General features: G+C 63.9%; 33 protein-coding genes. 19 read left to right on the top strand and 14 right to left on the bottom strand.

The genetic code is table 11. From position 1 onward, the window contains the following. Nucleotides 1-155: 155 nt before the first annotated feature. Nucleotides 156-602 carry a lytic transglycosylase domain-containing protein gene (locus BHE75_RS25125; protein ID WP_438830637.1) on the bottom strand — a complete coding sequence of 149 codons (447 nt, stop codon included), beginning with the start codon at nt 600-602 and terminating at the stop codon, nt 156-158. Nucleotides 603-1,247: 645 nt separating this feature from the next. On the opposite strand from BHE75_RS25125, the gene BHE75_RS21575 reads away from it, so the two are divergent. Next, nucleotides 1,248-2,546 (top strand): hypothetical protein, encoded by a 1,299-nt coding sequence (locus tag BHE75_RS21575; RefSeq protein ID WP_066701145.1) that lies wholly within the window; start codon nt 1,248-1,250, stop codon nt 2,544-2,546. A gap of 15 nt (nt 2,547-2,561) precedes the next feature. Here the strand turns inward: BHE75_RS21575 and BHE75_RS21570 are convergent, their stop codons facing one another. Next, nucleotides 2,562-2,831, bottom strand: a complete 270-nt coding sequence (locus tag BHE75_RS21570) for a hypothetical protein (protein ID WP_066701146.1) — start codon at nt 2,829-2,831, stop codon at nt 2,562-2,564. Between the two features lie 154 nt (nt 2,832-2,985). Between BHE75_RS21570 and BHE75_RS21565 the strand changes: the two genes are divergently transcribed. Next, nucleotides 2,986-3,309 (top strand): hypothetical protein, encoded by a 324-nt coding sequence (locus BHE75_RS21565; RefSeq protein ID WP_070936271.1) that lies wholly within the window; start codon nt 2,986-2,988, stop codon nt 3,307-3,309. A 559-nt stretch (nt 3,310-3,868) separates the two neighbouring features. On the opposite strand, the gene BHE75_RS25330 is transcribed toward BHE75_RS21565, so the two are convergent. The 3 genes from BHE75_RS25330 to BHE75_RS21550 form a co-directional block, all read right to left on the bottom strand. Further along, complete coding sequence (locus BHE75_RS25330) at nt 3,869-4,210, bottom strand: winged helix-turn-helix transcriptional regulator (RefSeq protein ID WP_076605463.1); 342 nt, start codon at nt 4,208-4,210, stop codon at nt 3,869-3,871. 412 nt (nt 4,211-4,622) lie between these two features. Beyond that, a complete protein-coding gene (locus BHE75_RS21555) occupies nt 4,623-5,351 on the bottom strand; it encodes a methyltransferase family protein (protein WP_083216029.1) in 729 nt (242 codons plus the stop codon). Beyond that, the gene (locus tag BHE75_RS21550; protein ID WP_066701148.1) at nt 5,348-5,617 is read right to left on the bottom strand and encodes a DUF2933 domain-containing protein; all 270 of its coding nucleotides are present in this window, start codon (nt 5,615-5,617) and stop codon (nt 5,348-5,350) included. Before BHE75_RS21550 ends, BHE75_RS21555 begins: the two co-directional genes overlap by 4 nt. 252 nt (nt 5,618-5,869) lie before the next feature. Here BHE75_RS21550 and BHE75_RS21545 point away from each other — a divergent pair, with 252 nt between their 5' ends. From BHE75_RS21545 to BHE75_RS21530, 5 genes are all read left to right on the top strand, one after another. Further along, on the top strand, nt 5,870-7,330 hold the full coding sequence (locus tag BHE75_RS21545; RefSeq protein ID WP_171012665.1) for an MBL fold metallo-hydrolase RNA specificity domain-containing protein: 1,461 nt from the start codon (nt 5,870-5,872) through the stop codon (nt 7,328-7,330). Then, nucleotides 7,327-8,865, top strand: a complete 1,539-nt coding sequence (locus BHE75_RS21540; protein ID WP_070936269.1) for a thymidine phosphorylase family protein — start codon at nt 7,327-7,329, stop codon at nt 8,863-8,865. Before BHE75_RS21545 ends, BHE75_RS21540 begins: the two co-directional genes overlap by 4 nt. Continuing rightward, nucleotides 8,862-9,746 (top strand): ribose-phosphate pyrophosphokinase, encoded by an 885-nt coding sequence (locus tag BHE75_RS21535; protein ID WP_037474028.1) that lies wholly within the window; start codon nt 8,862-8,864, stop codon nt 9,744-9,746. Before BHE75_RS21540 ends, BHE75_RS21535 begins: the two co-directional genes overlap by 4 nt. A 162-nt stretch (nt 9,747-9,908) precedes the next feature. Further along, entirely contained in the window at nt 9,909-10,169 is a 261-nt protein-coding gene (locus tag BHE75_RS23675; protein ID WP_084653581.1) for a hypothetical protein, read from the top strand. Further along, complete coding sequence (locus BHE75_RS21530) at nt 10,166-10,537, top strand: hypothetical protein (protein WP_037474030.1); 372 nt, start codon at nt 10,166-10,168, stop codon at nt 10,535-10,537. Before BHE75_RS23675 ends, BHE75_RS21530 begins: the two co-directional genes overlap by 4 nt. A 10-nt stretch (nt 10,538-10,547) precedes the next feature. Here BHE75_RS21530 and BHE75_RS24635 read toward each other — a convergent pair whose 3' ends face one another. The 3 genes from BHE75_RS24635 to BHE75_RS21520 all read right to left on the bottom strand — a co-directional run bounded on the left by BHE75_RS24635 (nt 10,548) and on the right by BHE75_RS21520 (nt 11,551). Continuing rightward, on the bottom strand, nt 10,548-10,721 hold the full coding sequence (locus tag BHE75_RS24635) for a hypothetical protein (protein WP_171012666.1): 174 nt from the start codon (nt 10,719-10,721) through the stop codon (nt 10,548-10,550). A 26-nt stretch (nt 10,722-10,747) separates the two neighbouring features. After that, nucleotides 10,748-10,987 carry an NADH dehydrogenase ubiquinone Fe-S protein 4 gene (locus BHE75_RS23670; protein ID WP_052027569.1) on the bottom strand — a complete coding sequence of 80 codons (240 nt, stop codon included), beginning with the start codon at nt 10,985-10,987 and terminating at the stop codon, nt 10,748-10,750. 93 nt (nt 10,988-11,080) lie between these two features. Continuing rightward, nucleotides 11,081-11,551 carry an Hsp20 family protein gene (locus tag BHE75_RS21520; protein WP_070936268.1) on the bottom strand — a complete coding sequence of 157 codons (471 nt, stop codon included), beginning with the start codon at nt 11,549-11,551 and terminating at the stop codon, nt 11,081-11,083. 145 nt (nt 11,552-11,696) lie between these two features. Between BHE75_RS21520 and BHE75_RS24295 the strand changes: the two genes are divergently transcribed. Further along, nucleotides 11,697-12,185 carry a hypothetical protein gene (locus BHE75_RS24295; protein WP_137863633.1) on the top strand — a complete coding sequence of 163 codons (489 nt, stop codon included), beginning with the start codon at nt 11,697-11,699 and terminating at the stop codon, nt 12,183-12,185. On the opposite strand, the gene BHE75_RS21515 is transcribed toward BHE75_RS24295, so the two are convergent. After that, nucleotides 12,182-12,436: a helix-turn-helix domain-containing protein gene (locus BHE75_RS21515; RefSeq protein WP_037474038.1), complete on the bottom strand. Its 255-nt coding sequence runs from the start codon at nt 12,434-12,436 to the stop codon at nt 12,182-12,184. The genes BHE75_RS24295 and BHE75_RS21515 overlap by 4 nt on opposite strands. Before the next feature lie 103 nt (nt 12,437-12,539). Here BHE75_RS21515 and BHE75_RS21510 point away from each other — a divergent pair, with 103 nt between their 5' ends. The 4 genes from BHE75_RS21510 to BHE75_RS21495 all read left to right on the top strand — a co-directional run bounded on the left by BHE75_RS21510 (nt 12,540) and on the right by BHE75_RS21495 (nt 15,488). Beyond that, nucleotides 12,540-13,094: a diguanylate cyclase domain-containing protein gene (locus BHE75_RS21510; protein WP_037474040.1), complete on the top strand. Its 555-nt coding sequence runs from the start codon at nt 12,540-12,542 to the stop codon at nt 13,092-13,094. 56 nt (nt 13,095-13,150) lie between these two features. Then, nucleotides 13,151-13,510: a hypothetical protein gene (locus BHE75_RS21505; protein ID WP_139181862.1), complete on the top strand. Its 360-nt coding sequence runs from the start codon at nt 13,151-13,153 to the stop codon at nt 13,508-13,510. A gap of 142 nt (nt 13,511-13,652) precedes the next feature. Beyond that, nucleotides 13,653-14,135, top strand: a complete 483-nt coding sequence (locus tag BHE75_RS21500) for a response regulator (protein WP_076605464.1) — start codon at nt 13,653-13,655, stop codon at nt 14,133-14,135. 717 nt (nt 14,136-14,852) lie between these two features. After that, complete coding sequence (locus BHE75_RS21495) at nt 14,853-15,488, top strand: response regulator transcription factor (protein ID WP_021235673.1); 636 nt, start codon at nt 14,853-14,855, stop codon at nt 15,486-15,488. Nucleotides 15,489-15,514: 26 nt separating this feature from the next. On the opposite strand, the gene cueR is transcribed toward BHE75_RS21495, so the two are convergent. Further along, nucleotides 15,515-15,913, bottom strand: a complete 399-nt coding sequence (gene cueR / locus BHE75_RS21490; protein ID WP_020820526.1) for a Cu(I)-responsive transcriptional regulator — start codon at nt 15,911-15,913, stop codon at nt 15,515-15,517. After that, nucleotides 15,910-18,171 carry a heavy metal translocating P-type ATPase gene (locus BHE75_RS21485; RefSeq protein ID WP_368073075.1) on the bottom strand — a complete coding sequence of 754 codons (2,262 nt, stop codon included), beginning with the start codon at nt 18,169-18,171 and terminating at the stop codon, nt 15,910-15,912. The genes cueR and BHE75_RS21485 overlap by 4 nt, the downstream gene beginning before the upstream one ends. Between BHE75_RS21485 and BHE75_RS25120 the strand changes: the two genes are divergently transcribed. After that, nucleotides 18,130-18,291 carry a hypothetical protein gene (locus BHE75_RS25120; RefSeq protein ID WP_254684573.1) on the top strand — a complete coding sequence of 54 codons (162 nt, stop codon included), beginning with the start codon at nt 18,130-18,132 and terminating at the stop codon, nt 18,289-18,291. The genes BHE75_RS21485 and BHE75_RS25120 overlap by 42 nt on opposite strands. A gap of 83 nt (nt 18,292-18,374) precedes the next feature. Here the strand turns inward: BHE75_RS25120 and BHE75_RS21480 are convergent, their stop codons facing one another. From BHE75_RS21480 to copC, 3 genes are read right to left on the bottom strand one after another with little or no spacing between them, the layout of a single operon-like run. Continuing rightward, nucleotides 18,375-19,049 carry a class I SAM-dependent methyltransferase gene (locus tag BHE75_RS21480; protein WP_020820524.1) on the bottom strand — a complete coding sequence of 225 codons (675 nt, stop codon included), beginning with the start codon at nt 19,047-19,049 and terminating at the stop codon, nt 18,375-18,377. Between the two features lie 36 nt (nt 19,050-19,085). Beyond that, complete coding sequence (gene copD, locus BHE75_RS21475; RefSeq protein ID WP_070936264.1) at nt 19,086-20,030, bottom strand: copper homeostasis membrane protein CopD; 945 nt, start codon at nt 20,028-20,030, stop codon at nt 19,086-19,088. Nucleotides 20,031-20,034: 4 nt separating this feature from the next. Continuing rightward, complete coding sequence (gene copC / locus BHE75_RS21470; protein ID WP_007406420.1) at nt 20,035-20,412, bottom strand: copper homeostasis periplasmic binding protein CopC; 378 nt, start codon at nt 20,410-20,412, stop codon at nt 20,035-20,037. A gap of 132 nt (nt 20,413-20,544) precedes the next feature. On the opposite strand from copC, the gene BHE75_RS21465 reads away from it, so the two are divergent. The 6 genes from BHE75_RS21465 to BHE75_RS21440 all read left to right on the top strand — a co-directional run bounded on the left by BHE75_RS21465 (nt 20,545) and on the right by BHE75_RS21440 (nt 25,585). Then, nucleotides 20,545-20,814: a hypothetical protein gene (locus BHE75_RS21465; RefSeq protein ID WP_037447996.1), complete on the top strand. Its 270-nt coding sequence runs from the start codon at nt 20,545-20,547 to the stop codon at nt 20,812-20,814. Continuing rightward, nucleotides 20,814-21,254, top strand: coding sequence for a periplasmic heavy metal sensor (locus BHE75_RS21460; protein WP_026109207.1), 441 nt, complete (start codon nt 20,814-20,816; stop codon nt 21,252-21,254). Before BHE75_RS21465 ends, BHE75_RS21460 begins: the two co-directional genes overlap by 1 nt. Further along, nucleotides 21,251-21,817, top strand: a complete 567-nt coding sequence (locus BHE75_RS21455) for an RNA polymerase sigma factor (RefSeq protein WP_017501305.1) — start codon at nt 21,251-21,253, stop codon at nt 21,815-21,817. Before BHE75_RS21460 ends, BHE75_RS21455 begins: the two co-directional genes overlap by 4 nt. A 67-nt stretch (nt 21,818-21,884) precedes the next feature. Then, on the top strand, nt 21,885-23,837 hold the full coding sequence (locus BHE75_RS21450; protein WP_015449251.1) for a copper resistance system multicopper oxidase: 1,953 nt from the start codon (nt 21,885-21,887) through the stop codon (nt 23,835-23,837). Beyond that, complete coding sequence (locus BHE75_RS21445; RefSeq protein WP_015449252.1) at nt 23,834-25,021, top strand: copper resistance protein B; 1,188 nt, start codon at nt 23,834-23,836, stop codon at nt 25,019-25,021. The genes BHE75_RS21450 and BHE75_RS21445 overlap by 4 nt, the downstream gene beginning before the upstream one ends. A gap of 90 nt (nt 25,022-25,111) precedes the next feature. Next, nucleotides 25,112-25,585 carry a DUF305 domain-containing protein gene (locus tag BHE75_RS21440; protein WP_015449253.1) on the top strand — a complete coding sequence of 158 codons (474 nt, stop codon included), beginning with the start codon at nt 25,112-25,114 and terminating at the stop codon, nt 25,583-25,585. Nucleotides 25,586-25,605 lie beyond the last annotated feature (20 nt).

The following is a 25,605-nucleotide window of genomic DNA, read 5'->3' as shown; positions in this document are numbered from 1 at the left end:
GAAGCTCGCCAAGCGACGGGCACAGGGAAGAGCCGCCTACACCGACGCTAAATCCCGCGACAGCTAAGCGATGGCGGTTTCCTGACCACGCTTACCCTCAGCCTGCTCTTGTGGATGTCGACGATGGCCACGGACTTGCTCGATCCGCTTCTCGCCTAGTACGNAAAAACTGTTACCCTTCGGGCTCTGTGCTGCTGCCGCACGGCAGCGAGCTCCGACATGACCTGGACCGTCGCCCGCGGCGGCAGCGCCGCCAAACGTCGCCAATTTAGAAGCACGTTATCGACATAGGCCTGGGTCTCGGCGATCCGCGGCAGCATCCCGTCCCTCACGCGGCTCGGTCCGGCATTATAGGCTGCAAGAGCCAGGTGGACCTGTCCGAAGCGATCGAGCTGCTGCCGGAGGTATCGCGCCCCGCCTCGCAGATTCTGCTCGACGTCGTAGCGATTGACTCCAAGGTCGGCGGCCGTGCCGGGCATGAGCTGCGTCAATCCGAAAGCGTTCTTTGGCGAATAGATCCCTGCCTTGTAACCGCTCTCCCGGATGATCATCGCATCGAAGAGGCCGACCGGAATGCCGTACTCACAAGCGATGCTGCTCATCATCTCATAGTATCCGGATCGTCTATATTCGGTGCGGGAATCAAGGAAACTCGCCGGTCGATAGCCGCTTGGGGCGCAGCCCGGCGCACTACTCGTTGGAACACTCGAGAAGACCACACCCTCGCGCATCCAACCTGGGATTGCTATTGGGGAAGTGAATGACACGGCGTCCTGCGACTGAAGAGGCGCAGTTGACGCGACTCCTACATGCGCAAAGGGATCCTGGTCATTGGGATCGGTTTGCGCTGTCGCCGCAGCGAAGCTGTTCGCCATCTCAAAGGCGACCCAACGCCTGCTCAGGTCATGGGTCCGAAATGCCGTAGGAAGCGAATTGGAAGCCGTCACTTGACGATTGCCTCCGTTATCCTCTGCGCGCGGAGCTGTGGCATCGACAGCAGATCCCCTCGGCGCTGGCTCCGTCCCCATCACGATCACCTCCACCGACCTGCGCTCCCTGCCTTTTTGGCTGGCACCGGCTTCCGAGCCATGAAAGGCAACGGATAGGGCGACCGCCACGAGCAAGATTGATCTCATTTCGCACCTCCTAGCCGTGCTCATGGGGAGTGGAGGTCAGGGCGAATATTGTTGTCAATCCTGAACGCTTCAGGGACGATCGGATCGAAACCCGCTTCGACAGGTTAGTCCATGTGGTTGATTGATCGCCATAGCGACGGACTTGACGCCGCTCGCATCCCCCTTCCGCTCCCCCTTCGGGCGGCTCTCGTGCGCTGGTACATCGGTGAAGGATCCCGACATGACGAAGAGGCCGGCATCACGTTGGTGCAGCAGGCGCGTATCGGCTCGAAGTGGATTGCCTGCAACTGCCGTGGCACCAAACAGGCACCACCCATTTTGACACCCGCGTTCCTGTCGGAAGCGGAGACCTATTACCTGCGGCGGCTCACAAGCACAAACCGGCCCGAACACGTTTCGTCCTGTCCCTTCTTTCGGGACCAAGCCACGAACCGCATCACGGAAACGCGGAGAGCCCAGACGCCGGCAGACCCCCCCGTCGGCTATTTCGAGGTTCTGCGCCCGGCGCCGGAAAAGCTCGCTCAACGACCAGATGACGACGCCAGCGACGACCGCACGCGAAGTGCTTCCGTTCCGCGCCTCGCCCGCCTGCTCTGGAGGCTGATCGCCAATGCCGGTCTCAACATTGCCGTCCCCAGCGATCAGGAGCCGTCAGAGCGTGCCATCGGCGCGGAGTTCAAGCTGCTCGCAGCGGCCGCCGCGAGGATCGAAGTTGCCCCTGGAATCGAACTCGATCGTGTTCTCTGGACTCACGGCGACGCGCTTCACAGCAGGCGGGCCTTCGCAGGCATCCGAGCGCTATCTCGCCGATGGCCGCGCGGCCATGCACCCCAAGGCTTTCTCACGATCTTTGCCAAGTCGTTCAAAGGCTCGACGATCTTTCCGGCAGGATCCGAGCCGATCGCAGTCGCCAATCGCGTCCAGTCGCCATCGGTGCGGGATAACTCGATCACAGGGCCGTATCTGGTGATTGTCGTTATCGGCCAATATCCCGAAGCGCAAGGCTATGCGCCACTGCGAGCCTACGCCCAACCGATTTATTCGGGTCTGAGGTTCATACCGGTCGATAGCAATTTCCATAGGACCTTGTTGAGAGCCCTCCTCCGATCGAGGCACCGCCTCATGCAAGATGGCATCGAACTAGCAATTGAGAAGCCAGTTTTTGACCGGCTGACCCCGCTTGGAAGCTGTCGACCGGAATTCCTCCTCGAAGCGCGCTCGCGTCTTACTGGTGAGATTCGACGATTCATAGTGCAAGCTCTAGAGGAGACGAGCGTCGAGCTACGTATCCCGAAGCTGGCTGCTCGCCGGAGCCTTGAACAGATCGCTCCCGTTCTTTCAATCACGCCGAAGGACGTTGAGGATGAACAAATCTGGCGCCTGATCGTCGAAGCGTTCTACCGATCCTGATGGAAGGGCGTAGCCCTAAGGCCAAGACAATGTCATGGCGAATGCACTCACGATGGCAAGCGTAACAGGGGTCGAAAGCAGGTACAGCTTCTGCCATCTCCACCAGGTTTTAGGGATGAGCCGGAGCAGGTTCCTCGGCGTGGTGACCGTTTCCCATGTCCGTTCGCGGCACAGCTCGACGGTGATGAAACCCAAGGACATGATAAGAGCAAGGGCGCAGCAAAGCCCCGCAGCGGCATAGAGCGCGATCCAATTCTGAAGCTCCGCGGCCGAAAGATGTTCCACGGTTCACAACCCTTCCATCCGCTCTGGTCGTATCAGTCGACCACGGCCGTCGTTTCCATGAGACTTACACCAGTCGCAATCAATCGACTACACACGCAAAGTTGCTCCAATTTGGAGACGATTTTCAGCGATCTCGAACGGCGTCGGGCTTAGCATGGTCAGCAGCCTGGAGACAGTTCATAAATTGGTAGGTACACAGGGCGAGCTTCAAGGTGTCATGCAGGTATCGGTTCTTGTGATACTCTATCGTGGGCGAGAGCGCATCACGGTTCACGACGACAGTGATAAGGCCTGGTCTGAACTTGTAAATTTTGTCGACGCCTTCTGGAAGAATTCTGACGTGGCGGTGCTGACCTCTACCCCCGCCTCAGAAGAGCAGCGCGTCAAACTATTCTTTTCCGAGACGGGTGCATCCTATATCCTAGGCCATGCCGACGTGTCGGCGCTTGCTGCACACGTTATGGCAATGGAAGACTAAGCAAGGCCGAGTTGGTTCCAAGTTCTGTACCGTCCGGCAATCTCAGTCGCCTCTCTACACGAGGATGTGCATGTTCGCGTGCCTTGTTATCGGTGACAGCATTGGCGTCGGACTGTCGGGAGCGATCAATAACCGATACGCCAGTGGGTGCGATTCGGTGGTCGAGGCAGGCGCTACCATCGACCAGATACTGGCGTGGCGTAAACCCGCCAGGCTATATGGCACCACCGTCCTCGCCGTCGGATCCAACGATCAGCCGAGCCGACAGCTAACGCTCAAACTGACCAGACTACGCCAAAATATCGCGACAAAACGAGTGATCTGGATGCTGCCCTACTCCCGGGAGCGAGCCTATCTCATAAACTCGATTGCTGTGACGTTCGGCGACGACACGTTGGACATCGCGCGTTTCCGCACGAGCGACCGTGTCCACCCGATCAGCTACGATGAGATCGCGGCTGTTCTCCTGCCGAGGGGCCAACCACGGGGGAGCAGGAAATCCACTGTTGAGTGGTCTCAACGCAGTCGACGATAAAACATCGACCTAAAACGCTGCATTTCATTCGAGTAAGCTGAGCTTAGTCCTCCATTGCTCCAGATGTTGGAGCGCAGGTCTCAAACCATGCGCCAATGGCCCCAAGCCATAGAGTTGATAGGATTCAGGCGGTGGCGACATCATTCGCGAGACCAGAGATACGCCTTCCAATTCCCGTAGGCGGACCGTGAGCACATTAGCGCTGATTTTCGGTATGGCTCGACGAATGGATGTAAATCGCAGCTCGTCTTTGCTCAGGGCTACCAGGATGTGCAACACCCATCGGGCACTCAATGTATGGAATATCGCGTCGGCCGCCGCAGGGTCTATCGCTTGAAAAAGCTGTCTTTCTGACTCGATGCACATCCAGTTACTTTCTCACCCTAAAAGGCGCACGGCCGGACTGAGTCAGCTACGCCGTTCGCGGTTCCGTCGGGCCCGGCTTGGCGGTGCTTGGAGGGTCGCCGACCCGCTCATGGACAATTGCGGAGGGCGTGCGCGAACGGCGGCGGCGAGCGGCCGAACTTGTGACCACCACTGCCTTGGTACGTCTTCGTCCCAGTGAAGAGCAGATGAGGGAAGGCGCTTTTTGACATCACGATTTGCCGATGCGCGAAGGTCCGATGAGGGACGACTCTGGGGCACCACGACGGATTTCATGTCACGCGATCCGCCAAATCAAGTGAAGCTACTCCCGACAAATCAAAGTACCGCAGTGCAACGCGCCTGATGCGTGCGTCACCGTTCGAATATAATACGCGGCGAAGCGTCCAACCCCTCAGCCTCGGCGCGGCGGAGCTTGCTCTTCGGGCCTCATCGCCTTACCTGCCGCCTCCCCCCGAGCGGGGTTGGAGTCGGAGAAACGAGCCGACCGACCACGTAGCCGCGGAACAAAGGCGGGTACGCGGTCCATATACGCACGATATGCCTGGCCAAATTCCGCGAGCGCCGCCTTCTCCTCATGCCGGGCAAGGCGAATATACATCACCACCAACACCGGAAACATGGCGAGCGTCAGTAACGTCGGCCATTGCAGCAGAAATCCGAGCATCACGAGGATGAACCCGATATATTGCGGATGGCGAACCTTGGCATAGATTCCCGTCGTTGCGGGCTTGTGAACGCGCTGGGCTGCGTGAAGCGGCGCCCATCCGGCCGAGATCAGCCAGAAGCCCGCGCCGATCAGCACGAAGCTGGCAAGATGGAACGGGCCAAAATGTGGGTTGACCCTCCAGCCGAACATCATCTCGAGCAGATGGCCGGCATCGTGGCTCCACCAGTCGAGGCCGGGGAAATGCGACTGGAGCCAACCCGAGAGCAAGAAGATGGTGAGCGGGAAGCCATACATTTCGGCGAAGAGTGCAACGATGAATGCGCTGAATGCGCCGAAGCTGCGCCAGTCGCGCCCGGTGGCGGGTTTGAAGAAGCTGTACGCGAATAGGATGAACACGGAGGCGTTGACCAGCGCCAGCCCCCAAAGACCATAGCCATAATCGGTATGCGTCATCGCGGCCCCCCTTCCACGCGCTCGTTCGAATTCGCAGGCAGTCCGGTCGGGACAGCACCCGGCATCTGGTCATGGCCATGCTGATGGCCGCCATGACCGTGATGCATGAACAGGTGCATGAGCGGACAGGCGAGCAGGATCAGATAGGGCAACACACCCAGGAAATGTGCGGTGTGCTCGGTGATGAGGAAAAAGCCCGCGACTAGCAGGAAGCCGATCAAAACGATCTTTCCACGCTTGCGCATGCGATGGTCATGCCCGTCCATATGCCGCTCTTCTCTCGCCAATGTCTTGCGAGCATAGATCCGAGTCCCGGGAGCAAGGTATAAGTAGAGACCGAAGTCCGTCATTCGCCCAAGAAGGCGATGCCGGCTGGTTCACAAACCTCACCATCCCTATCGGCGTTACGCAGTGGTCATGACGCGGCCGTCATTCTGCGGCTTTTGCGTATAGGCGTGCGCTGGTCGTCCACCAATGCTGCGCTAAGGACAATAAGCGTGAGAGGCAGGCCAGAGTTCATGCACAAGAAAAGGAAAAAGCATCATTCCCGCGGCCATGTCGGGGTGAACCTGCTCGAACGGGAAGCAAGGATCGACCTCGCCACGCGACCTGCCGACGGCCTTGGCGTCGCGTTCCTCGGCGCATCGGAAACGGTGACAGGGTCGCGCTATCTGGTGGACGACGGCGATACGCAGGTCGTGGTCGATTCCGGCCTGTTCCAGGGTCCGAGGGATTTGCGCCGCCTCAATTGGGCGCCGATCGCGCCCGAGGTTGCCGATGTCGGCCTGTTGCTGCTGACGCACGCGCATCTTGATCATTCCGGCGCGCTGCCACGCATGGCGCGCCTTGACTGGGACGGGACCGTCCTCAGCACCCGGGCGACCGAAGCTTTGTGCGAGCTTCTGCTCCCCGACAGCGGGCACCTCCAGGAAAAGGATGCGGAGTTCGCCAATCGCCACGGCTTTTCCAGGCACCAGCCCGCGCTGCCGCTCTACACGCAGGCTGACGCCCGCCTTGCGCTGCAGCTGTTCCGCACGGTCGAGTTCGGGGCGTGGCACCCGATCGCGGACGGCATCAGGGCGCGCTATCATCGCGCCGGCCACATCCTCGGCGCCGCCTCGATCGAGATCGATTGGAAGGGCCGCACGATCCTCTTCTCAGGTGATGTCGGGCGCTATGGCGACGCAGTCATGAAGGATCCCGAGCCACCTGCCCGTGCCGATTATGTCCTCGTGGAATCCACCTATGGCGATCGCCGCCACGAACAGGTCGATCCGACCAAGACCCTGGGGGACCATGTCGAACGGTGCGTCAAGCGTGGCGGGACCGTGGTGATCCCCGCCTTCGCCGTGGGCCGCGTCCAGTCCCTGCTCTACCATTTTTCCCGGCTGCGCGCCGAAGGCCGTCTGCGCGACATCCCGATCTTCCTCGACAGCCCGCTGGCGATCAACGCGAGCGGGCTGATGTGCGATTTCATGGACGAGCATCGCCTGACACGCGCCGAGTGTGAAGCGGCGTGCGGGGTCGCGCACTATGTGCGCGAAGTGGAAGAATCCAAAGAACTCACCGCCAACCCCGCCCCTAAGGTCATCATCTCGGCCAGTGGAATGGCGACGGGCGGCCGCGTGCTCCACCATCTCAAGCGCTTCGCGCCGGATGGGAAGAACCTCATCCTCTTCTCGGGCTTCCAGGCGGCGGGCACCCGCGGCGCCGCCATGATCGGAGGCGCCCGGACGATCAAGATCCACGGTGAGTATATCCCGGTCGAAGCCGAGGTCGCCAACCTGACGATGCTCTCGGCCCATGCCGACAGTGACGAGCTGATGCGCTGGCTCGGGTCTCTGCACGAGGCCCCACGCCATGTCTATGTCACCCATGGCGAGCCGACCGGCGCCCAGGTTCTGGCAAAGCGCGTCTCGGAGGAGCTGGGCTGGGCATGCAGCGTACCGGCGCTGGGTAGCTGGGGCATGCTCGCATGAAGCCCGGGATTATCGAGGACGCCGAAGCAGAGCCTGTCGCGACGACGCTGCGGGCACACCGCATCGGCCTGTCGGCTGCCGGAAGCGATCAGATCGCGGTCATGCGCCACGACTGTCCGGTCTGCCGCTCGGAAGGTCTCGCGTCGCGCGCGCAAGTTGCGCTGCGCGCCGGCGGGCGGGAAATCGTCGTCTCGCTGCTGCATAGTTCCGCGGAGGCTCCAGCGCCAGGCGAGATCGGCCTGTCCGAATCCGCTTGGCAGCGGCTCGGCGTCAGTGACGGCGATCCGGTCGAGATCGCGCACGCCCAGCCTCTCGCCTCGCTCAGCGACGTGCGTCGGCGCGTCTATGGCAATCGGCTTTCCGATGGGGCTTTTTCAGCGATCATCACCGACATCGCCGAGCGACGCTATAGCGATGTCCATCTCTCGGCGTTCGTCACGGCCTGCTCAGCGGTCCCGCTCGATACGGACGAAACGATCAGCCTGACCAGGGCGATGGTCGATGTCGGCGAGCGATTGCAGTGGCCCGGAGAGGTCATCGTCGACAAGCATAGCGTCGGTGGATTGCCGGGCAATCGCACCACGCCGATCATCGTCTCGATCATGGCCGCCGAGGGCCTCATCATGCCGAAGACATCGTCGCGGGCGATCACCTCGCCGGCCGGCACGGCGGACACGATGGAGGTGCTGGCCCCTGTCGACCTCGACGTTTCCGCAATCCGCAAAGTGGTCGAGCGCGAAGGCGGCTGCATCGCCTGGGGCGGCGCCGTTAATCTCAGTCCGGCCGACGATGTGATCATCGGCGTGGAACGGGTGCTCGATATCGATGCCGTCGGGCAGATGGTCGCCTCGGTGCTGTCCAAGAAAATCGCGGCCGGTGCGACCCATCTGGTCATCGACATCCCGGTTGGGCCGACGGCGAAGGTACGCGGCGCCGATGCCGCCGACACGCTCGAGCGCGCGCTGAGCTCGGTCGCCCAAGCCTTCGGGCTTCGCACGCGCGTGATGCGCGGCCCCGGCGCGGAGCCGATCGGACGGGGCATCGGCCCGGCGCTCGAGGCGCAGGACATCCTTGGCGTGCTCCAGGGTCAGGTGGGCGTCGAAGATCTCGCACACCGGGCCTGCGAGCTGGCGGGAGGACTCCTCGAGCTCACCGAGGCGGCATCCGCCGGCAAAGGCTATGCGCGGGCGCTCGAGTGCCTCGAAAGCGGCCGGGCCTGGGCCAAGTTCCAACGTATCTGCGAAGCGCAGGGCGGCATGCGAGCTCCTCCGGTCGCTCGGTTTCAGCAGGACATGATCGCTCCCCATCGCGGCCGCCTGGTGAGTATCGACAACCGCAAGCTTGCGACGGTCGCGAAGCTCGCCGGCGCGCCGATGGCCAAGGCCGCCGGCGTCGCGCTGCAGTGTCGGCTGAACCAGATGGTGGATGCCGGGGCTCCCTTGTGCACCATCCATGCCGAGAGTCCGGGCGAGCTCGACTATGCGGCGGCCTATGCGGTGAGCGACGGGCCGATCTTCGGGATTGAAGCGCTATGAACCGGCCCGTGCTGTTCGCGCTGCCAGGCAGCGAGGCCTTGGCACAGCCGCTATTCGCCGCGCTCGATGCAGAAGTCGGCACGATCGAGCATCGTCAGTTTCCTGACGGGGAAACCTATCTCAGGGTCGTAAACGACGTCAGCGACCGCGAGGTCATCCTGCTGTCCAGTCTCGATCATCCGGACGCCAAGCTGTTGCCGCTGCTGTTCGCAGCCGACACGGCGCGCGAGCTGGGCGCACGCCGGATCGGGCTCGTCGCCCCCTATCTCGCTTACATGCGTCAGGACATACGCTTCCATCCCGGCGAGGCGGTGACGTCGCGAACCTTTGCCGCGATCCTGTCCCGCCATCTCGACTGGCTGGTGACGGTCGATCCGCATCTCCATCGCTATCATGCGCTGTCGGAAATCTACCGCATCCCGACCCAGATTGTTCATGCCGCGCCGCTTCTGGCCTCGTGGATCAAGCGCAATGTCGCTCGTCCGCTGATCATCGGTCCGGACCTGGAAAGCGAACAGTGGGTCTCGCAGGTGGCGGCCGATGCGGATGCTCCGTTTCTCGTGTGCGAGAAAATCCGGTCTGGCGACCGTGACGTCACCATCTCGATTCCGAATGCCCCAGCTTTTCTCGATCGCCAGCCAGTGCTGGTCGACGATATCGCCTCGTCCGGCCGGACCCTCGCCGAGGCGGCGCGCCAGCTGGTCGGCATGGGGTTCGCGCGACCGCATTGCGTGGTCGTGCATCCGCTTTTTGCCGGCGATGCGGCGCACGTTCTGGGTGAGCTTGTCGAGAGGATCGTCAGCACGAACGCTGTTGCACATACCTCGAATAAAATCGACGTGATGCCGGCGATTGCGGAGGCCGTTCGCCACGGAATTTAATCGGTGTACTGCGCGTTAGTTCTTTAGTGCTCAATGCACGAAGAAAACGAGCGCCCGGCAAGCGCTGGGCGCATCCTCATCCATTGACCCTAAGTAAGTCCGAACCAATCTTCTGGGAACTCCCTTTTCGGAGAGAGTCGCGGCAGGAAAGGAGGATATGTCATGTCGCACACACGCTCGTTCCTTGATTCCTTCATCGTTGCTCGGCACCCACAGCTTGAGCCCGAAGTGAAGCGCGCCATCCTCGCCTCCTGGGCGTCCGATCGCTCGGCCGTCGAGGGCCAACCGGCCCTCCGTCGCCCACCAGGCGCCAGCAGCCCGGTGCCGGTCGACGATGTGATGGCAGCGCTGCGCTGGCTCGATCGCGCTGAGCGCGGCGCGGGCGACCGGCATATATCGCCCGGTTCAGAGACCCGGCAATGAGCCGCAGCGCGTTGCGGCGCTGGCGTGAACGGGGCAGCCGGACCGTCACGGTCTTGCTGCCCTTTGCCGACATCATGGAGATTGCGCTCGCGCTGCTGTCGCTCTCTCCGGATGAACTGGCGCGGCTCGATTGGAGCTTCGCCGATCGCAAGCGCCTGCTCGATCATCTCCTGCAGTCGGGCAAGCAGGCGCAGTCAGTGGACCGGGACAAGCTCGACCAGACATTGCTACGCCTCGCGCTTCCCGCGCGCGACGTGCGACGCCTGAAACGCTTTGCGCAGCGCGAACTTCCAAAAACGGCTACGAACGCGGCCGTGATCGAACGGCTGAGCACCGTGATCGAGGCTGCCGAGCCGGAGAGGCTCTAGCGCGGCTGTTCTATGACGCCACGCCCGCCGCATGCTCCCGGAGCGCCCGCGCGCGTGCGTCATAGGCGCGCGCGAGCTGCGCGTGAACGATGATCGCCTCTGGCATCGCCGCAGTCTCGGCCGCCGCCCACTCCTGAGCCGCGCGCCTCATGTAATAGTCCAGATCGTCGTCGACACTTCTCAAACCCGTCAACCTCCTAGAAGGCCCGGCTACGCGCCGAGCCGGAATACCAGTCCTGTCGAACGGCAATAGCGCTCGGCCGCATCACGATCGTGAAATCGCAGCTCGACATGGGCAAGAGGATCGCGCCCGCCGCTCCATCCCGTCAACGGTTCGACAAAGGGGAGACAGCGCGGCTCGAAGCGGACGCCGCCACTGGCCGCGCCGGTCCCGCCCGCGGGAAGCCGGTTCTCCTGCCGGCTCCAGGGGATCAAATCACGGAGCGCCATGACGGTTATCTCCTTGTCTGGCTAGAGTTGGAGCATGACCCGCCGGCCACCGCCCCCACGGGGACGGCGCCGGCGAGCCGATTATGATCGCGATCAGGCCGCCTGGGCGTCCTTGGGTGCCTCGATGCGGTCATTAGCGGCGTTCGCACCGCCGCTGATCTCGATCTTGCGCGGTTTCATCGCTTCGGGAACGACCCGCTTGAGCTGGATGCTCAGCAAGCCATACTCGAATGTCGCCTCGCCGGCCTCGATGAAGTCGGCAAGCTGGAATCGCCGCTCGAACGAACGGGTCGCGATGCCGCGATGCAGATAGTCGGCCTCGTCCTCATCCTCGGCGCGTTGGCCGGTGACGGTGAGCTGATTCTGCTGGGCAACGACCTCGATTTCGTTCGGTCGGAAGCCGGCGACGGCCAGCGTTATGCGATAGCTGTCCTCGCCGTCCCTCACGATGTCGAACGGTGGAAAGCCATCATCCTCGCGCTGACCCGCTTCGAGCATGTTGAACAAGCGGTCGAAGCCAACGGTGGAACGCCGATACGGCGCAAAGTCAAACGTGCTTCTCATTTCCAAATCCTCCTAGGGAAGCGATCTGGGCATGAGATGCGCCGGGAAGAGCCGGCGCCCTCCATGTCCACCGGACCCGAACACGGCGCCCGGCAACTTTAATAAGTAAAGCGCCACGCGGTTTCAAGAAGGACTGTCGATAGGCATGGATGGCGCATCCCCTAGCGCACGAGATGCGCCCCTACCAAGTCGGGCTGACAGCGCCCGTGAACGGGATTTCAATGTCGGTTTCTCAACCGGGCAGTGCCCCAACCAACCGCAAGGCGAGACGCGCGACGATGACGATCACGGACCATATCGCACGACAACGCGCCCTGCCCGTCAACTGGGCCGCCCCGAAGCAGTCGCTGCGATCACGATCGAATGGGCGCTTGGCAGCGCCGACGACACCGAAACCGTGATGAGGGCCACTCTCGACACATTGACGCCGGCAGCGCGCGAGACATTCGTGCTGAATAAAGTCAGCGGCCAAAGCTACGCCGAGATTGCGCGCAGCGTGGGCAGGTTTCCAGTGGGTTGTCCGCCGCAGGATGCTGGCGGCGATCCGGCGCATCGCGCAAGGCCCGCACAGCTTCGAAATATGGCTACGCATGCGTTGCCAGTAAAAGGCCGTGCCCGGCCACATTTCGCCTAGCTATCGGCTTCCACAGCCAGAATTTCGGGCTGCATCAGCAAAAGATGCGCGCTGATCTTCAATCCCGTGGCGATGCGCTCGATATTGTCGATCGAAACATTGCGCTCGCCGCGCTCAATCCCGCCGAAATAGGTGCGATCCATCTCGATATCATAGGCGAAGACCTGTTGGCTGACACCAAGGGCTTTCCGGTATCGGCGGATATTCGCTGCAACGGTAGCACGTAAACATCCAGGATCGGCGCGTTTCACCCTTCATGAATCGCCTGCAAGATGGTTATAAGGCGACGGGTTTTAAGTATCATTTTTCGGACCGCTGCTAAGTTGAAAGATTCGCCGAGTTTGGAAAACGCGCATGAACAGCCATTTGCCTGTCGGCCGATTGGCCGGGTATCTTGAAGCTCTTTCGCGAGAGAAAATCTGGCTCGCGATCGTCGCCGCCACCGGGGCCCTCGCAGCGCTCGACCACGCCGTGCCCACCGTCGGGTTCGCGCGCCTCTATATGCCGATCATCTGTGGATCCGCATGGGGCCTTGGCGCGCGCGAGGGCTATTCCGTCGCAGTGTTTGCAGCGATCCTGGCCGTCATGCCTGGCCTGCAGGTAGGGCCTCCGACAGGCCCGAGCATTTTTGGCCCTATCGCCGAAGGCCAGAGCTTCGCACAGGACATCCACGCCCGCCTGAGGACTGTTCTGGCAGGCCCGCCTTATCCGGTGACGTGCAGCATGGGGGCGGTGCTGATCCCTTCCGATGCCCCGCGCAACGCTGACGAATTGATGCACCTTGCCGGTCAGGCAACGTATCGCGCCAGGCAGACGGGTAAGAATGCCGTCGAGATCGCCAGGGCCGGCGATCCGCCAGCGCTCAGGCCGGTGTTGGCCACGGCCTGCCTCCGCAAGGGCAGGACATGAAAGATCTGGCTTCGCTTCGCCGGCGTGCCATCGCCCACATGCGCGAAGCTATCGCGATGCTCGACGAGGCGAGAGAGCATCGCGCGGCGAACCATTTGCAGGCGGCGATCGATGCCGCTGAAAGGGTTTCCCCGATGAAGCCGGGTGACACGCTGCCGGACGACAGCATCGACACGCCAGAATCCACGTCGCAGCTTGCCGCCGATCCTGCGTTGGTACGCGCGATCGGCGGCGCGCTGGCGATGTTCGCCACGCTGATGGCGCGCCAGGGCGGCGCTCCGGTCGATGAAGTTGCCCGCCTCCTTGGTATCTACGCGGCCGCGACCAACGAGAGATCGGACGATGAGGGGCTGCTTATCGCGTGTTGGAGCGCTATCCTCCGCGACGTCGCGGAGGCACAGCGCGGGGAGACTTAGGACGCCAAGGGGGGTGTAGAGGAACCAGTCTGATGGAGAAACCGCAAGGTCCGGCGCTGGACTATAGTGTTGCTCTGGTTGTCGAGGATGAACCGCTCGTGCGCGTCTTCGCGACCAAAATTCTCAGGATGCGGGATACCGCGTGTTCGAGGCGTGCGACGCACAAGACGCGCTCACAATTCTTGAAGAGCGCCAAGACATTCGGATCGTCATGACCGATATTGAAATGCCCGGCGACATGGATGGCCTGGCGCTCGCCAGCACGATCCGGGAGCGCTGGCCCGAAACGGTCGTTCTCGTAAATTCAGGCCGCGTCCGACCTGAACCGGAAGCATTACCCGACCGTGCGGGCTTTATCGCCAAGCCCTATCGCGCCGCCGAGTTGCTACACCAGCTTGACGTGCTGATGGAGGAGCATGGCGTTCCGATTCTTTCGGATGGCGATATTCTTGAGGCATGGCACGCAGCCGAGCTAGCGCATGCGCAGGCGGATGCACTCGACAAGCCCGTCACGCTGGCGCACGCCATCGCGGCCGAACAAGCAGCGATCCAGCGCTTTGGCGTCGGATCTCATGCGGCCGCCTATGACGCGCGGTATCCCGATGCGCCGGAGCCGCGCCGATAGGTCAATTGGTCTCCCGGCGACAAACAGGTTGCCGCCGGGAGTGGTCAGCCGCACACGCTGGAGGGCCGCAGCGCGTCATAAGCGCAAACCTATCGCTATGCACCTTCCGAGAGAATGAAACTCGTCGGATTACGCATTGGGTGCGATAGACTGCCGTTTAAAAGAAGGGGGGTCGATGGGGTGCGGCGCCTATGTTCACTGTCGCACACGTCCGGCACGACGGTCTCGGGAAACGTCAAAGGGTGCGTCCGGTACGTCCTTGGGATAGCGAATGACTGGCCGCTCACAATTTTCTCGCATGTGTACTGTTTCCAATTTTTGTCCGGACCTGAGGATTGGTCAGCGACGTCAGATTCTCGGCCTAGAACGGCTCCTATGTCCCCAGCAGGTGCCCGAGCTTTGCGGCTCTGAAGTCGAGCCCGACAGACGCACTTTTGGGCCTCACGCCCCTTTTTGCAGGTAGCGCGTTCAGCCCCGTTGAGGGCGTGTACGTTTTCGGCCGCCGCGTTTTGGGGCGCCCCCCTTCCAGGAGACCAGACGGAGGTGCCCGAACTCCAGTGGTAAGAGCCGCCGTATCGGGGCGATGTCGAGCACCTGCGCCGTTGGAACTGCTGCGGCAATATTTCGGCCTTGACCTTGGACCATGGTCCTGCCCGTAAGAGGCCTCCCCAATAGCGGTGCCTTTGCGGCGCGGCACTCCAGATCGATCCGAGGAGTATGGGGAACAAGCGCGTCGTTCACATCGTCGATGACGAAGAGACAATCCGAAAGGCACTGCGATTCACGTTGCGTACCGCCGGCTTCGCCGTCGAGGCCTACGCTTCGGGGCCGGAGTTTCTGTCGGCCGCGGGTGACGCTAAGAAAGGCTGCGTGATCCTCGACATGCACATGCCGGACATGGACGGCCTTCAGGTCCAGGTGGAGCTGACGCGACGCGGGATTGATATGCCTGTCGTCATGCTCACCGGCAATGGCGATCCCACGCTCGCCGTGCAGGCAATGCAGGCGGGCGCTGCCGACTTTCTCGCCAAACCGGTCGAAAAGGCCGCATTGCTTGGCGCGATCGACCGCGCCTTCAGCTCGCTGGAGAATATAACCGGGCGTGCCGCAGAACAGGCCGACGCGCTGTCGAAAGCCGCGAGACTGACGCAGCGCGAACGGGCCGTTCTTAGAGGGATTGCGCGAGGCTATCCCAATAGCTTTATCGCAGATGAACTCGGTACCACGCCGCGCACGGTCGAGCTGGATCGAGCCAGCCTGATGGTCAAACTGGGAGCCCAAAGTTTGCCCGACTTGCTACGGATCGCGTTTGCTGTGGACCTGAACGGATCGCCTGAGGACGATCGCCATTAGGCTTCACCATCCTGCGACATCGGACGTTATGCGGATCGGCCCGTGGCGAGTTCGGCAATGATCGGACAATCCGGCCGCGCGTCGCCGTGGCAGCGTTCGGCGAGATCGACCAGCGTGTCGCGCAGCGCCGTCAGCGCTGCCGCCTTGCGCTCGAATTCCTCGGCACGGGCCAGCGCAAGCCGCTTCACCTCGCCACTCGCGCGACCCGTATCCGCCCAAAGGCCGAGCAAAGTGCGGATCTCCTCGATCGGAAACCCCAGATCGCGCGCATTGGCGATGAACCGCAGGCGATGAAGATCGCGCTCGTCATAGTCGCGATAGCCCGCACCCCGGCGCGGCGGCGCCGGGATGAGGCCTATCTTCTCATAATGGCGGATCATCCGCTCCGAGACGCCGCTCCGCCGAGACGTCTCGCCGATGTTCACAGCGCCTTCCGGTTGAGTCGCAGCGCGTTGGTGACCACGCTGACCGAGGAGAGCGCCATGGCGGCGGCCGCGATGATCGGCGAGAGCAGGATGCCGAACAGCGGATAGAGCGCGCCCGCCGCCACCGGCACGCCCGCGACATTGTAGATGAAGGCGAAGACGAGGTTCTGGCGGATGTTCGACATGGTCGCCTGGCTGAGCTTACGCGCCCGGACGATGCCGGTGAGGTCGCCCTTGAGCAGGGTCACGCCCGCGCTCTCGATGGCGACGTCGGTGCCCGAGCCCATGGCGATGCCGACATCGGCGGCGGCCAGCGCGGGGGCGTCGTTGACACCGTCGCCGGCCATGGCGACCACCCGCCCCTCGCGCTTGAACTTGGCGACCACGGCGCTTTTCTGATCGGGCAGCACCTCGGCTTCGACCTCGTCGATGCCCAGGCGCCGGGCGACCGCTTCCGCTGTCGTGCGGTTGTCGCCGGTCAGCATGACCACGCGAATACCCTCCGCCTTGAGCGCGGCGAGCGCTTCTGGCGTCGTGGCCTTCACCGGATCGGCGATGGCGAAGGCACCGCCGACGGTGCCGTCGATTCCGATGAAGATTGCGGTGGCGCCATCGCGTCGCAGTGCGTCGGCCTGGCCGGCGAGCGCCTCGGTGGCGACGCCCTCGTCGGCGAGGAACCGCGCATTGCCGAGGACGATGCGCCGCCCTTCGACCGTACCGAGCGCGCCGCGCCCGGTCGGCGAGTCGAAGTCGGTGACGTCGCTCGTGGCGATGGCGCGATCCTTCGCAGCCTCGACGATCGCCAGCGCGAGCGGATGTTCGGAAGCCCGTTCGACCGAGGCGGCAAGCCGCAGCAACTCGGCTTCGTCGAAGCCGGGCGCCGGCACGACCTGGGTGACGGCAGGGCGGCCTTCGGTCAGCGTGCCTGTCTTGTCGACGACGAGCGTGTCGACCTTCTCCATATGCTCGAGCGCTTCGGCATTCTTGATAAGGACGCCGAGTCCGGCGCCGCGGCCGACGCCCACCATGATCGACATCGGCGTGGCGAGACCCAGTGCACAGGGACAGGCGATGATCAGCACGGCGACCGCCGCCACCAGCCCATAGGCGAAGCGCGGCTCGGGGCCCCAGATACCCCAGGCGATAAACGCGACCACCGCAACCGCGATGACCACGGGCACGAACCAGCCCGACACCTGATCGGCCATGCGCTGGATCGGCGCGCGCGAGCGCTGCGCCTCGGCGACCATCTGGACAATCCGCGCAAGCATGGTGTCGCGTCCGACCTTGTCGGCGACGATCACCAGCGCACCGGTCTGGTTGAGCGTGCCGCCGATCACCGTGTCGGCCTTGGCCTTGGTGACGGGCATGGATTCACCGGTGACCATCGACTCGTCGAGCGAGGAGCGGCCGTCCTCGACTACGCCGTCGACCGGCACCTTCTCGCCCGGCCGCACGCGCAGGCGGTCGCCGACCGCGACCAGATCGAGACTGATCTCCTCTTCGCTCCCGTCGGCGGCGATCCGGCGCGCGGTCTTGGGCGCGAGGTTGAGCAGCGCCTTGATCGCGCCCGAGGTCCGCTCACGCGCGCGCAGTTCGAGCACCTGGCCGAGCAGCACGAGAACGGTGATCACCGCGGCGGCCTCGAAATAGACGGCAACCATGCCGTCCTCGCCGCGGAAGGCAGGCGGGAACAGCTGAGGCGCGAGCGTCGCGACGACGCTGTAGATCCAGGCGACCCCCGTCCCCATCGCGATCAGGGTGAACATGTTGAGGTTGCGGGTCTTGAGCGAGGCCCAGCCACGCTCGAAGAACGGCCAGCCCGCCCAGAGCACGACAGGCGTCGCCAGCACGAACTGGATCCATACCGAGGTCGACATCGGCACGAGGCGATGGATCACAGGAAACAGGTGCGCCCCCATCTCGAGGATCAGCACCGGCAGGGCCAGCACCAGGCCAACCCAGAAACGCCGCGTGAAATCGACCAGCTCGTGGCTGGGACCGCTGTCGGCGGTCACGGTCGCGGGTTCGAGCGCCATGCCGCAGATCGGACAGGACCCGGGATGGTCCTGCCGGATCTCGGGATGCATAGGGCAGGTCCAGATCGTGCCCACGGGCGCTGCGAACGGCGGTGCCGGCGGGCCGAGATAGCGCTCGGGATCGGCGATGAACTTTGCCCGGCAGCCCGCGCTGCAGAAATGATAGCGTTCACCGCCATGATCGGCATGGTGCGCGGTGGTCGCCGGATCGACGGTCATGCCACAGACCGGGTCCTTGATGCCGGTCGCCGCTTTCGCGCCGCCGTGGCCGCCGCAGCAACCGCCGCCATGCGCCGCTCCATGTGTCTCGTTCATCGCCTTGCTCCTTTCGACGCCTGACGATCTAGGGTCTGACACCGTGTCAGGGTCAATACGTAATCGCCTAAGCGGCCAAATCGGCGTACCCGGTCGCTCGGCCGGGATCAGCCAAGGTCGTTCGCAACCGTAAGGCCCTGGGCCTGCGCCGGTCGATGCGCGGTAAGCAATTCGATCGCGCCGGTGATGGTCAAGAGCCGAAACGTCTCGGCCACATGCCTGAAGCCGGCCGCCGCGATCAGGCCGGGGAGCACGCCGTCGGCGTTGGGTCGGGTATCATCGATGCCATCGAGTCGCTGCACGGTCAGGCGAAAGGCGAGCCGCATGAGACCGTGCTGGCGGCCATAATCTGCGATCACCAGGCGGCCACCCGGGCGCAGCATGGCGAACATGGCGCGCAGGGTTGCCGCCTTCTCCCTGACCGGCATCTGATGCAGCACGAGACTCGATACGACAGCGTCGGCGGTGCCCGGGGCCACGTCCCTGGCAAATCCCTGACGCCAGTCGATATCGGCCTGCCGCGCAGCGGCCTTGTGCCGCGCGATGTCGAGCGCCTCGGCATCGGGATCGAGACCGATCACCTGCGTCCTGGGCTCGGCTTGCTTGAGCATCAGCGCGAAGCTGCCGGTGCCACAGCCGACGTCGACGACCGTCTCACCGGCTTTGGGCGCCAGGGCGGCGAGCATGGCGGCACGCCACCGCTTCTCCCGCGTCCACAGGCGGATCGCGCGATCATAGTCTTTCGTCGATCCGGTCCCGAGCGGCGGGGTGTAGGATTGCATTGGCTTCTCCCAACGCGAGGCGTCCGAAACGATAAGCTACATCGACATGGGCGGCGATAGTGTCCCCAGCCAGGCGACGAGCCCGAGAATGACGATCGCAAGCCCGCCTTCGACGAAGAGGCTCGCGCGCAACAGCGCCTGCGCCCGTGGCGCGTCCTCTTCCTCGATCGCCTGTGCCAGTGCCGGGGTCAGGCGGTAGCGGTTGAGCGCGGCAAGGCCCAGCATGCCCCCAAACAGCACCAGCTTGGCGATGAGCAGCAGGCCGTAGCTCGACTGACCGAGCGAGGCGATGTTGCCCGGGCCGACCAGAAACCAGCCGTTCACCGTCCCGGTCAGGATCAGCAGGGCGACGATGATCGTGCCGACGAGGGAGAAACCCCGCAGGGCTTCCTCGGCCAGTGTGACCTGGTCCATGTCTTCAGCGGCGACATCATCGGTTGCGAGCCTGGGAAGAACCAGCGCGAGGAAGGCGGCAAGCGCGCCGAACCAGGCGCCGGCGGCGAGCAGATGGATGAGATCGGCCAGCAGTTGCAGCCAGCCCGCCTCGCCTTCGCCGGCCGCGCCATGCCCGCTCCAGGCGAGGGTCGCGAGCGCGACCGCGCCCGCCAGAGTGGAGGCGATGAAGGCAGGACGGGATTGCCGGCGATAGAAGGGGATGCAGAGCAGAAGAACGAGGAGCGCGACGAGGCGCGCCTTCAGCGCCGTTCCCATGGAAGTGCCGTTGAACAGCTCTGCGACCATGGAAAGATCAGGCTGGGCGAGTGGCAGCCCGGTCATCGCCGCAGCCTGCAACGCGAACCCCAGCGCCGACAGCAGGAGGGCGAGACAGGCGAGACCGGCCACCATTGCCGCCATCGGCAGATGCCGCTGCACCATCCGGCCGCCGCCGGGCGCATAGAGCGCGAACAGCGGCAGGCCGAACAGCAGGCCGAGATCGACGTAGAGCGCCCAGCGGACGGCGACGAGTGCCACGTCGTTCATGGCGTCACTTGACGGTAAAGGCGAGATTGCCCTGGATGCGGTGCGTGTCGGTCGAGACGACGTGCCAGGCGACCTGATAGCTGCCCGCCATGAGCGGCTTGGCGAGCGTCAGCACGAGCGTCTTGTCGCCTTCGACGGACGTCTTGAAGCCGGTTACCGCCATGCGGTGGTTGGGCATGCCGGGCATGCCGGTCATCACGATCTCGGCGCCCGACAGCTTCGGCATCAGACCTTCACTGAAGGTGAGCGTTATACGCGACGGCGCCGGGACGCTGGCGTTGGCGGCGGGCGTCGAGGACACGAGCTTGGGATGGGCGTAGGCCGGAGCAGAAACACTCAGGCCGACGGCGGCGATGGCTGCGAGCGGCGAAAAGAAGCGCATTTGGACATTCTCCTGTCAGTGACATGAGAGAATACGCAGCCGCGACCTGCACCCCTCGCAATTTTCTTTTTGTTCCCGGACAAGGGTTAGAAGACCACCCTGCGTATTGAGAAGAGAAGACGGAGAAACATCATGGACCACCTCGACGACATGCTCAGCCGGTTGCGGGAAGCCCCCCTCGATCCCCGGCTTGCCGGGCTGGACAGCCGCGTCATGGCCGAGATCGCCCGGCTCCAGGCCATGCCGCGCCTGAGCGCCACGACCTTCGGTGTCGCAGCCGCGGTCGCGCTCTTCATCGGCATCGCCGGTTCCGCGGTGCCAGTGCGTTCGGCAGATGCTGCGGCATCGCCCTTCGACGCGCGGCTCGCGCTCGCTCCTTCGACGCTGCTGAGCGCGCAATGATGCGCGATCGCCGCGGCCTTCTCCTTCTCGTGCTGCTGACGTTTGTTGCGGCAGTAGCGGGGGTCGTGATCGGCCGGCTCTATGTCGTGCCGGCGCCCCCTGTCGAGAATGAGCTGCACGACCTGCTCCATCGCGATCTCAAGCTGGATAGCGCGCAACATGCACGGCTCGAGGCTATCGAAGCCCGCTACGCCATCCGCCGACAGGCCCTGGAAGCGGAACTGCGCGCCGACAATGCATGGCTCGCGCAGGCCATCAGGTCGGAACATGGCTATGGGCCTCAGGTCTCCGCCGCCGTCGACCGGTCACACCAGGCGATGGGCGCGCTGCAGAAGGAAACGCTCGAGCATATCTTCGCGATGCGTGCGGTGCTCCGCCCCGACCAGACGGTGAAGTTCGACGACGCCGTCGTGAAAGCGCTGACGGCCGAGAAAAAATGACGCTCCACCTCCCCGACTGCTCGGACGGGGAGCTTGCGGCTCTGGCGCTGGGGGGCCGGCAAGCGGCCTATGGCGAGCTGGTCCGCCGGCATCAGGGCTGGGTACACCGTCTCGTGCGCAGCCATGTCGGTAGCCCCGACGAGGCGCTCGACGTCACTCAGGCGAGCTTCGTGGCCGCCTTTTCCGCGCTCAGCCGCTATGATGGGACGCGGCCCTTCCCGGTCTGGATGTCGCGGATCGTCATCAACAAATGCCACGACTGGCGCCGTCGCCGTGCGGTCCGCAATTTCTTTTCCTTCGCCCTTCCTCTGGGCGAAGCCGAACATATCGTCGACGACGCCCCCTCGGCCGACCGCGCCCTGGATGCCGAACAGCAACTCGCCGAGGCGATGACGGCGATCGCCGCCCTGCCCGCCTCGCTCAAGGACACGCTCATCCTGCGGACGATCGACGAGAAATCGGAAGCCGAAACCGCCGAGATCCTCGGCATCTCCCAGAAGGCCGTCGAGACCCGCCTCTACCGCGCCCGGGCGCGCCTCGCGGAAAGTTTGAAGAAAGTTTGAGGGGCAGGCGGGTGGGCTGCGTATTTCCAATAGGTCCGCCCTCTTTCCGCAAGCTGAGACAAACCGAATGATTTCTGCCCTCGACCGCCGCCAGTTCCTTCGCGGCGCGGCCCTCGCCGGTGGTGGCGCCGCATTATCAGCCTGGCTGCCTGCCTGGGCGCAGACCATCTCGCCGGGGATGCGACCGACGCTACCGACCGTGTCGGGCGAAGACATCACGCTGACCATCGCCCGGCAGTCGATGAGCATCGACGGGCGCCAGTTCCGCGCAATCGGTCTCAACGGCACGGTCCCCGCCCCGCTGATCCGGCTGCGCGAAGGCCAGCGCGTGCGGCTCAACGTCGTCAATCAACTCGAGGAGGACAGCTCGATCCACTGGCACGGGCTGATCCTGCCGGCCAATATGGACGGCGTGCCGGGCGTGTCTTTTCCGGGCATCAAGCCGGGATCGAACTACCTCTACCAGTTCCCCGTCGTGCAAAGCGGCACCTACTGGTATCACAGCCATTCGGGCCTGCAGGAGCAGGAAGGCCATTACGGCCCGATCATCATCGACCCCGCCGGTGCCGATCCGGTCGCCTATGACCGCGAGCATGTCATCGTGCTCGCCGATCACAGCGCACTCTCGCCGCAGGCGATCTTCCGGCGTCTCAAGGTCAACCCCGGCCATTTCAACTTCCAGCGCCAGACGCTGGCCGGGCTGCTCTCGGGCAAGGACCAGCCACTCAAGGACCGGCTCGACTGGGGCCAGATGCGGATGGACCCCGCCGACATCTCCGATGTCACCGGATCGACCTACACCTATCTCGTCAATGGCCATGGTCCGATGGACAACTGGACCGCGCTCTTCACCCCGGGCGAGCGGGTGCGGCTGCGCGTCATCAATGCGTCGGCGATGACCACCTTCAACGTCCGCGTACCCGGCCTGCCGCTCAGCATCGTCCAGGCCGACGGGCAGAATGTGGTGCCCGTCACCGTCGACGAGTTCCAGATCGGTGTCGCCGAGACCTACGACGTCGTTGTCAGCCCAGGCGAGGACAAGGCCTATACTCTTGTCGGCGAGGCCATCGACCGCTCGGGTATGGCGCGTGCCACGCTCGCGCCGCGCGCCGGCATGGCTGGCGAGGTGCCTCCCTTACGCAAACGGCCGCTCGCCGACATGAAGGACATGGGCATGGACATGTCCTCGATGCCGGGCATGGAAGGCATGGACATGTCGGGCGGCGCTATGCGGGGCGTCGATCCGACGGCCGAGAAGAACGCGTCCGCGCGCCTCGCGACCGGCGCGGCGGCAGCGATGGCGACCATGGACAACAGCGCCATGGCGGGCATGGACCATTCGGGGATGGATCATTCCGCGATGAGCGGGATGGATCATGGATCGATGGCCGGCATGGACCACGGCGCGATGGGCGCCGATGGCCAGATGGCGGGCATGGATCATGGCGGGCACGCGATGGGTTCGATGAAGATGCGCGACTTCTCGAACGCGCCGCAGGTGAAGCGCGATCCGAGCGTCCAGACCATCTCGCCGATGCCCGTCGACCGCACCGGCGAGCCCGGCCAGGGCCTCACCGACGTCGGCCACAAGGTGCTCGTCTACAAGGATCTGATGGCGCTCGAGCGCAATCCAGACGTGCGCGCGCCGAGCCGCAGCATCGACATCCACCTCACCGGCAACATGGAGCGGTTCATGTGGTCGTTCGACGGCGAGAAAATGTCGGACCATCACGAGCCGATCCCGTTCATCGAAGGCGAGCGGGTGCGCGTCAATCTCATCAACGACACGATGATGGGGCATCCGATCCACATCCACGGCCATTTCTTCGAGCTGGTGACCGGGCATGGCGACCATGCGCCGCGCAAGCACACCGTCATCGTCCAGCCCGGCGGCAAGGTGAGCTGGGACTTCACCGCCGACGCGGTCGGGGACTGGGCCTTCCACTGCCATCTCCTCTACCACATGCATGCAGGGATGATGCGGGTCGTGAGCGTGCGTCCGAAGGGAGACGCGCAATGACCCGCATCCTCACGCCGCTGGTGAGCGCGATCGCCCTTCTCGCCGCCGCACCCGCCTTTGCCCAGGATCATTCGATGCACGACATGCCCGGCATGGCGCCGCCGGGCGGGGCGCGGCCGGCGCAGGAGAAAAAGAAGGACAAGGCCGCCGCGCCGCGCCCCAAGCCCACTGCCAGGCCGCGCGCTCAGAAGCCAGCGCCGGACACCATGCCGGCAATGGACCATTCGCAGCACCAGACCACTCCCGCGGCGCAAGCAAATGCGGCCGGTCAGCCGCAATCCACGTCTCCCGCAATGCCGGAGATGCCGGGCATGGACCACTCCCAGCATCAGGACGGCGCGATGCCCGACATGCCCGGGATGGACCATGCGCAGCATGGCCAGACAGCGACGCCGGGAACGCCCGCCATGCCCGGCATGCAAATGACCGGCACCGCACTTCCGGCCGGCAATGCGCCCCCGCCGCCGCCCCCAGGCGACCACTTCGCCGATCGGGATTTTCCCGGCGGCGAGATGGCGCGCTCGCGCGACATCATGATGAAGGACAGCGGCGGCAACAATTTCGGGCAGGTGCTGCTCAACCTGTTCGAGTATCAGGCGCATAGCGGCCGCGATGGCTATCGCTGGGATGGCGAAGGCTTTTACGGCGGCGACATCAACCGCCTCTGGCTCAAGAGCGAGGGCGAAGGCGAGTTCGGCCGCGGCATCGACAGCGCCGAGGTGCAGGTGCTCTACAGCCGGGCCATCGACCCCTATTTCAATCTTCAGGGCGGTATCCGCCAGGACTTCGGCCGCGGGCCCGACCGCACCTACGCGACGATCGGCGTCGAGGGCCTGGCTCCTGGCATGTTCGAGGTCGAAGGCGCGCTGTTCCTCTCGACCAAGGGCGATGTTCTGGGCCGGGTCGAGGGCTATTACGACCAGCGCATCACCCAGCGCCTGATCTTGCAGCCGCGCGCCGAGGTCAATTTCGCCGCGCAGGATATTCCGGAGAACGACATCGGTTCGGGGCTGGTCAACATAGAGCTCGGCGCGCGCCTGCGCTACGAATTCAGCCGCCAGTTCGCACCTTACATCGGCGTTTCCTATCTGCGCAAAGCCGGAGACACGGCGCGGCTGTCGAGGCTTGCGGGCGAGGACGTCCATGCCACCAGCTTCGTCGCCGGCGTTCGCTTCTGGTTTTAGCATCAGGACGGCTGATGGCGGGGGCGAACAAGAGAGCGGGGCGTTACACTCATACCCAGGTCGGCCGGCGCCGAGCGAAGGAGATACGCCATGGACCATTCGTCCCACATGAACACCCGGAAGATGGGTGCCTATTGGAGCCTTGCCGTTCAGACCGTCATCAGCGGCGTCATCATGTATCTGGTGATGTTCGTCATGATCGACGGGCTCGACAGCTTCTACAACAACCTCAACATGCTCTACATGACGCTGATGATGGTCGCACCGATGGTGGTGCTGATGATCCTCGCCATGCGACACATGTTCGTGTCGAAGGCCGCCAACATCGCGCTGATCGCCGCGTCGCTGGTCGCCTTCTTCGGCAGCTTTGCACTCATCCGCACCCAGACCACGATCGGCGACACGGCCTTTCTGCGCTCGATGATCCCGCATCATTCCGGGGCGATCCTGATGTGCCAGGAAGCAAAGCTCAGCGATCCGGAAGTCATCCGGCTTTGCGAAGCGATCAAGCGCTCGCAGCGGCAGGAAATCGACGAGATGAAGGCCATACTCGCGCGGCGCTGAGTGGCACGGTCGGGCTACGC

This window comes from Edaphosphingomonas haloaromaticamans (assembly GCF_001853345.1).
In the GTDB taxonomy this organism is placed as follows: domain Bacteria; phylum Pseudomonadota; class Alphaproteobacteria; order Sphingomonadales; family Sphingomonadaceae; genus Sphingomonas_E; species Sphingomonas_E fennica.
Note: the sequence above shows the minus strand (reverse complement) of the source record. Positions and strands in the feature narration are given on the sequence as shown.

What these genes read in the sequence shown, in the direction of transcription:
- BHE75_RS21575 (WP_066701145.1), top strand. Translation starts at nt 1,248, where the DNA reads ATGTGGTTGATTGATCGCCATAGCGACGGACTTGACGCCGCTCGCATC.
- BHE75_RS21565 (WP_070936271.1), top strand. Translation starts at nt 2,986, where the DNA reads ATGGTCAGCAGCCTGGAGACAGTTCATAAATTGGTAGGTACACAGGGC.
- BHE75_RS25330 (WP_076605463.1), bottom strand. Translation starts at nt 4,210, where the DNA reads ATGTGCATCGAGTCAGAAAGACAGCTTTTTCAAGCGATAGACCCTGCG.
- BHE75_RS21555 (WP_083216029.1), bottom strand. Translation starts at nt 5,351, where the DNA reads ATGACGCATACCGATTATGGCTATGGTCTTTGGGGGCTGGCGCTGGTC.
- BHE75_RS21550 (WP_066701148.1), bottom strand. Translation starts at nt 5,617, where the DNA reads ATGGACGGGCATGACCATCGCATGCGCAAGCGTGGAAAGATCGTTTTG.
- BHE75_RS21545 (WP_171012665.1), top strand. Translation starts at nt 5,870, where the DNA reads ATGCACAAGAAAAGGAAAAAGCATCATTCCCGCGGCCATGTCGGGGTG.
- BHE75_RS21540 (WP_070936269.1), top strand. Translation starts at nt 7,327, where the DNA reads ATGAAGCCCGGGATTATCGAGGACGCCGAAGCAGAGCCTGTCGCGACG.
- BHE75_RS21535 (WP_037474028.1), top strand. Translation starts at nt 8,862, where the DNA reads ATGAACCGGCCCGTGCTGTTCGCGCTGCCAGGCAGCGAGGCCTTGGCA.
- BHE75_RS23675 (WP_084653581.1), top strand. Translation starts at nt 9,909, where the DNA reads ATGTCGCACACACGCTCGTTCCTTGATTCCTTCATCGTTGCTCGGCAC.
- BHE75_RS21530 (WP_037474030.1), top strand. Translation starts at nt 10,166, where the DNA reads ATGAGCCGCAGCGCGTTGCGGCGCTGGCGTGAACGGGGCAGCCGGACC.
- BHE75_RS23670 (WP_052027569.1), bottom strand. Translation starts at nt 10,987, where the DNA reads ATGGCGCTCCGTGATTTGATCCCCTGGAGCCGGCAGGAGAACCGGCTT.
- BHE75_RS21520 (WP_070936268.1), bottom strand. Translation starts at nt 11,551, where the DNA reads ATGAGAAGCACGTTTGACTTTGCGCCGTATCGGCGTTCCACCGTTGGC.
- BHE75_RS24295 (WP_137863633.1), top strand. Translation starts at nt 11,697, where the DNA reads ATGGATGGCGCATCCCCTAGCGCACGAGATGCGCCCCTACCAAGTCGG.
- BHE75_RS21510 (WP_037474040.1), top strand. Translation starts at nt 12,540, where the DNA reads ATGAACAGCCATTTGCCTGTCGGCCGATTGGCCGGGTATCTTGAAGCT.
- BHE75_RS21505 (WP_139181862.1), top strand. Translation starts at nt 13,151, where the DNA reads ATGCTCGACGAGGCGAGAGAGCATCGCGCGGCGAACCATTTGCAGGCG.
- BHE75_RS21495 (WP_021235673.1), top strand. Translation starts at nt 14,853, where the DNA reads ATGGGGAACAAGCGCGTCGTTCACATCGTCGATGACGAAGAGACAATC.
- BHE75_RS25120 (WP_254684573.1), top strand. Translation starts at nt 18,130, where the DNA reads ATGATCGGCATGGTGCGCGGTGGTCGCCGGATCGACGGTCATGCCACA.
- BHE75_RS21485 (WP_368073075.1), bottom strand. Translation starts at nt 18,171, where the DNA reads ATGACCGTCGATCCGGCGACCACCGCGCACCATGCCGATCATGGCGGT.
- BHE75_RS21480 (WP_020820524.1), bottom strand. Translation starts at nt 19,049, where the DNA reads ATGCAATCCTACACCCCGCCGCTCGGGACCGGATCGACGAAAGACTAT.
- copD (WP_070936264.1), bottom strand. Translation starts at nt 20,030, where the DNA reads ATGAACGACGTGGCACTCGTCGCCGTCCGCTGGGCGCTCTACGTCGAT.
- copC (WP_007406420.1), bottom strand. Translation starts at nt 20,412, where the DNA reads ATGCGCTTCTTTTCGCCGCTCGCAGCCATCGCCGCCGTCGGCCTGAGT.
- BHE75_RS21465 (WP_037447996.1), top strand. Translation starts at nt 20,545, where the DNA reads ATGGACCACCTCGACGACATGCTCAGCCGGTTGCGGGAAGCCCCCCTC.
- BHE75_RS21460 (WP_026109207.1), top strand. Translation starts at nt 20,814, where the DNA reads ATGCGCGATCGCCGCGGCCTTCTCCTTCTCGTGCTGCTGACGTTTGTT.
- BHE75_RS21455 (WP_017501305.1), top strand. Translation starts at nt 21,251, where the DNA reads ATGACGCTCCACCTCCCCGACTGCTCGGACGGGGAGCTTGCGGCTCTG.
- BHE75_RS21450 (WP_015449251.1), top strand. Translation starts at nt 21,885, where the DNA reads ATGATTTCTGCCCTCGACCGCCGCCAGTTCCTTCGCGGCGCGGCCCTC.
- BHE75_RS21445 (WP_015449252.1), top strand. Translation starts at nt 23,834, where the DNA reads ATGACCCGCATCCTCACGCCGCTGGTGAGCGCGATCGCCCTTCTCGCC.
- BHE75_RS21440 (WP_015449253.1), top strand. Translation starts at nt 25,112, where the DNA reads ATGGACCATTCGTCCCACATGAACACCCGGAAGATGGGTGCCTATTGG.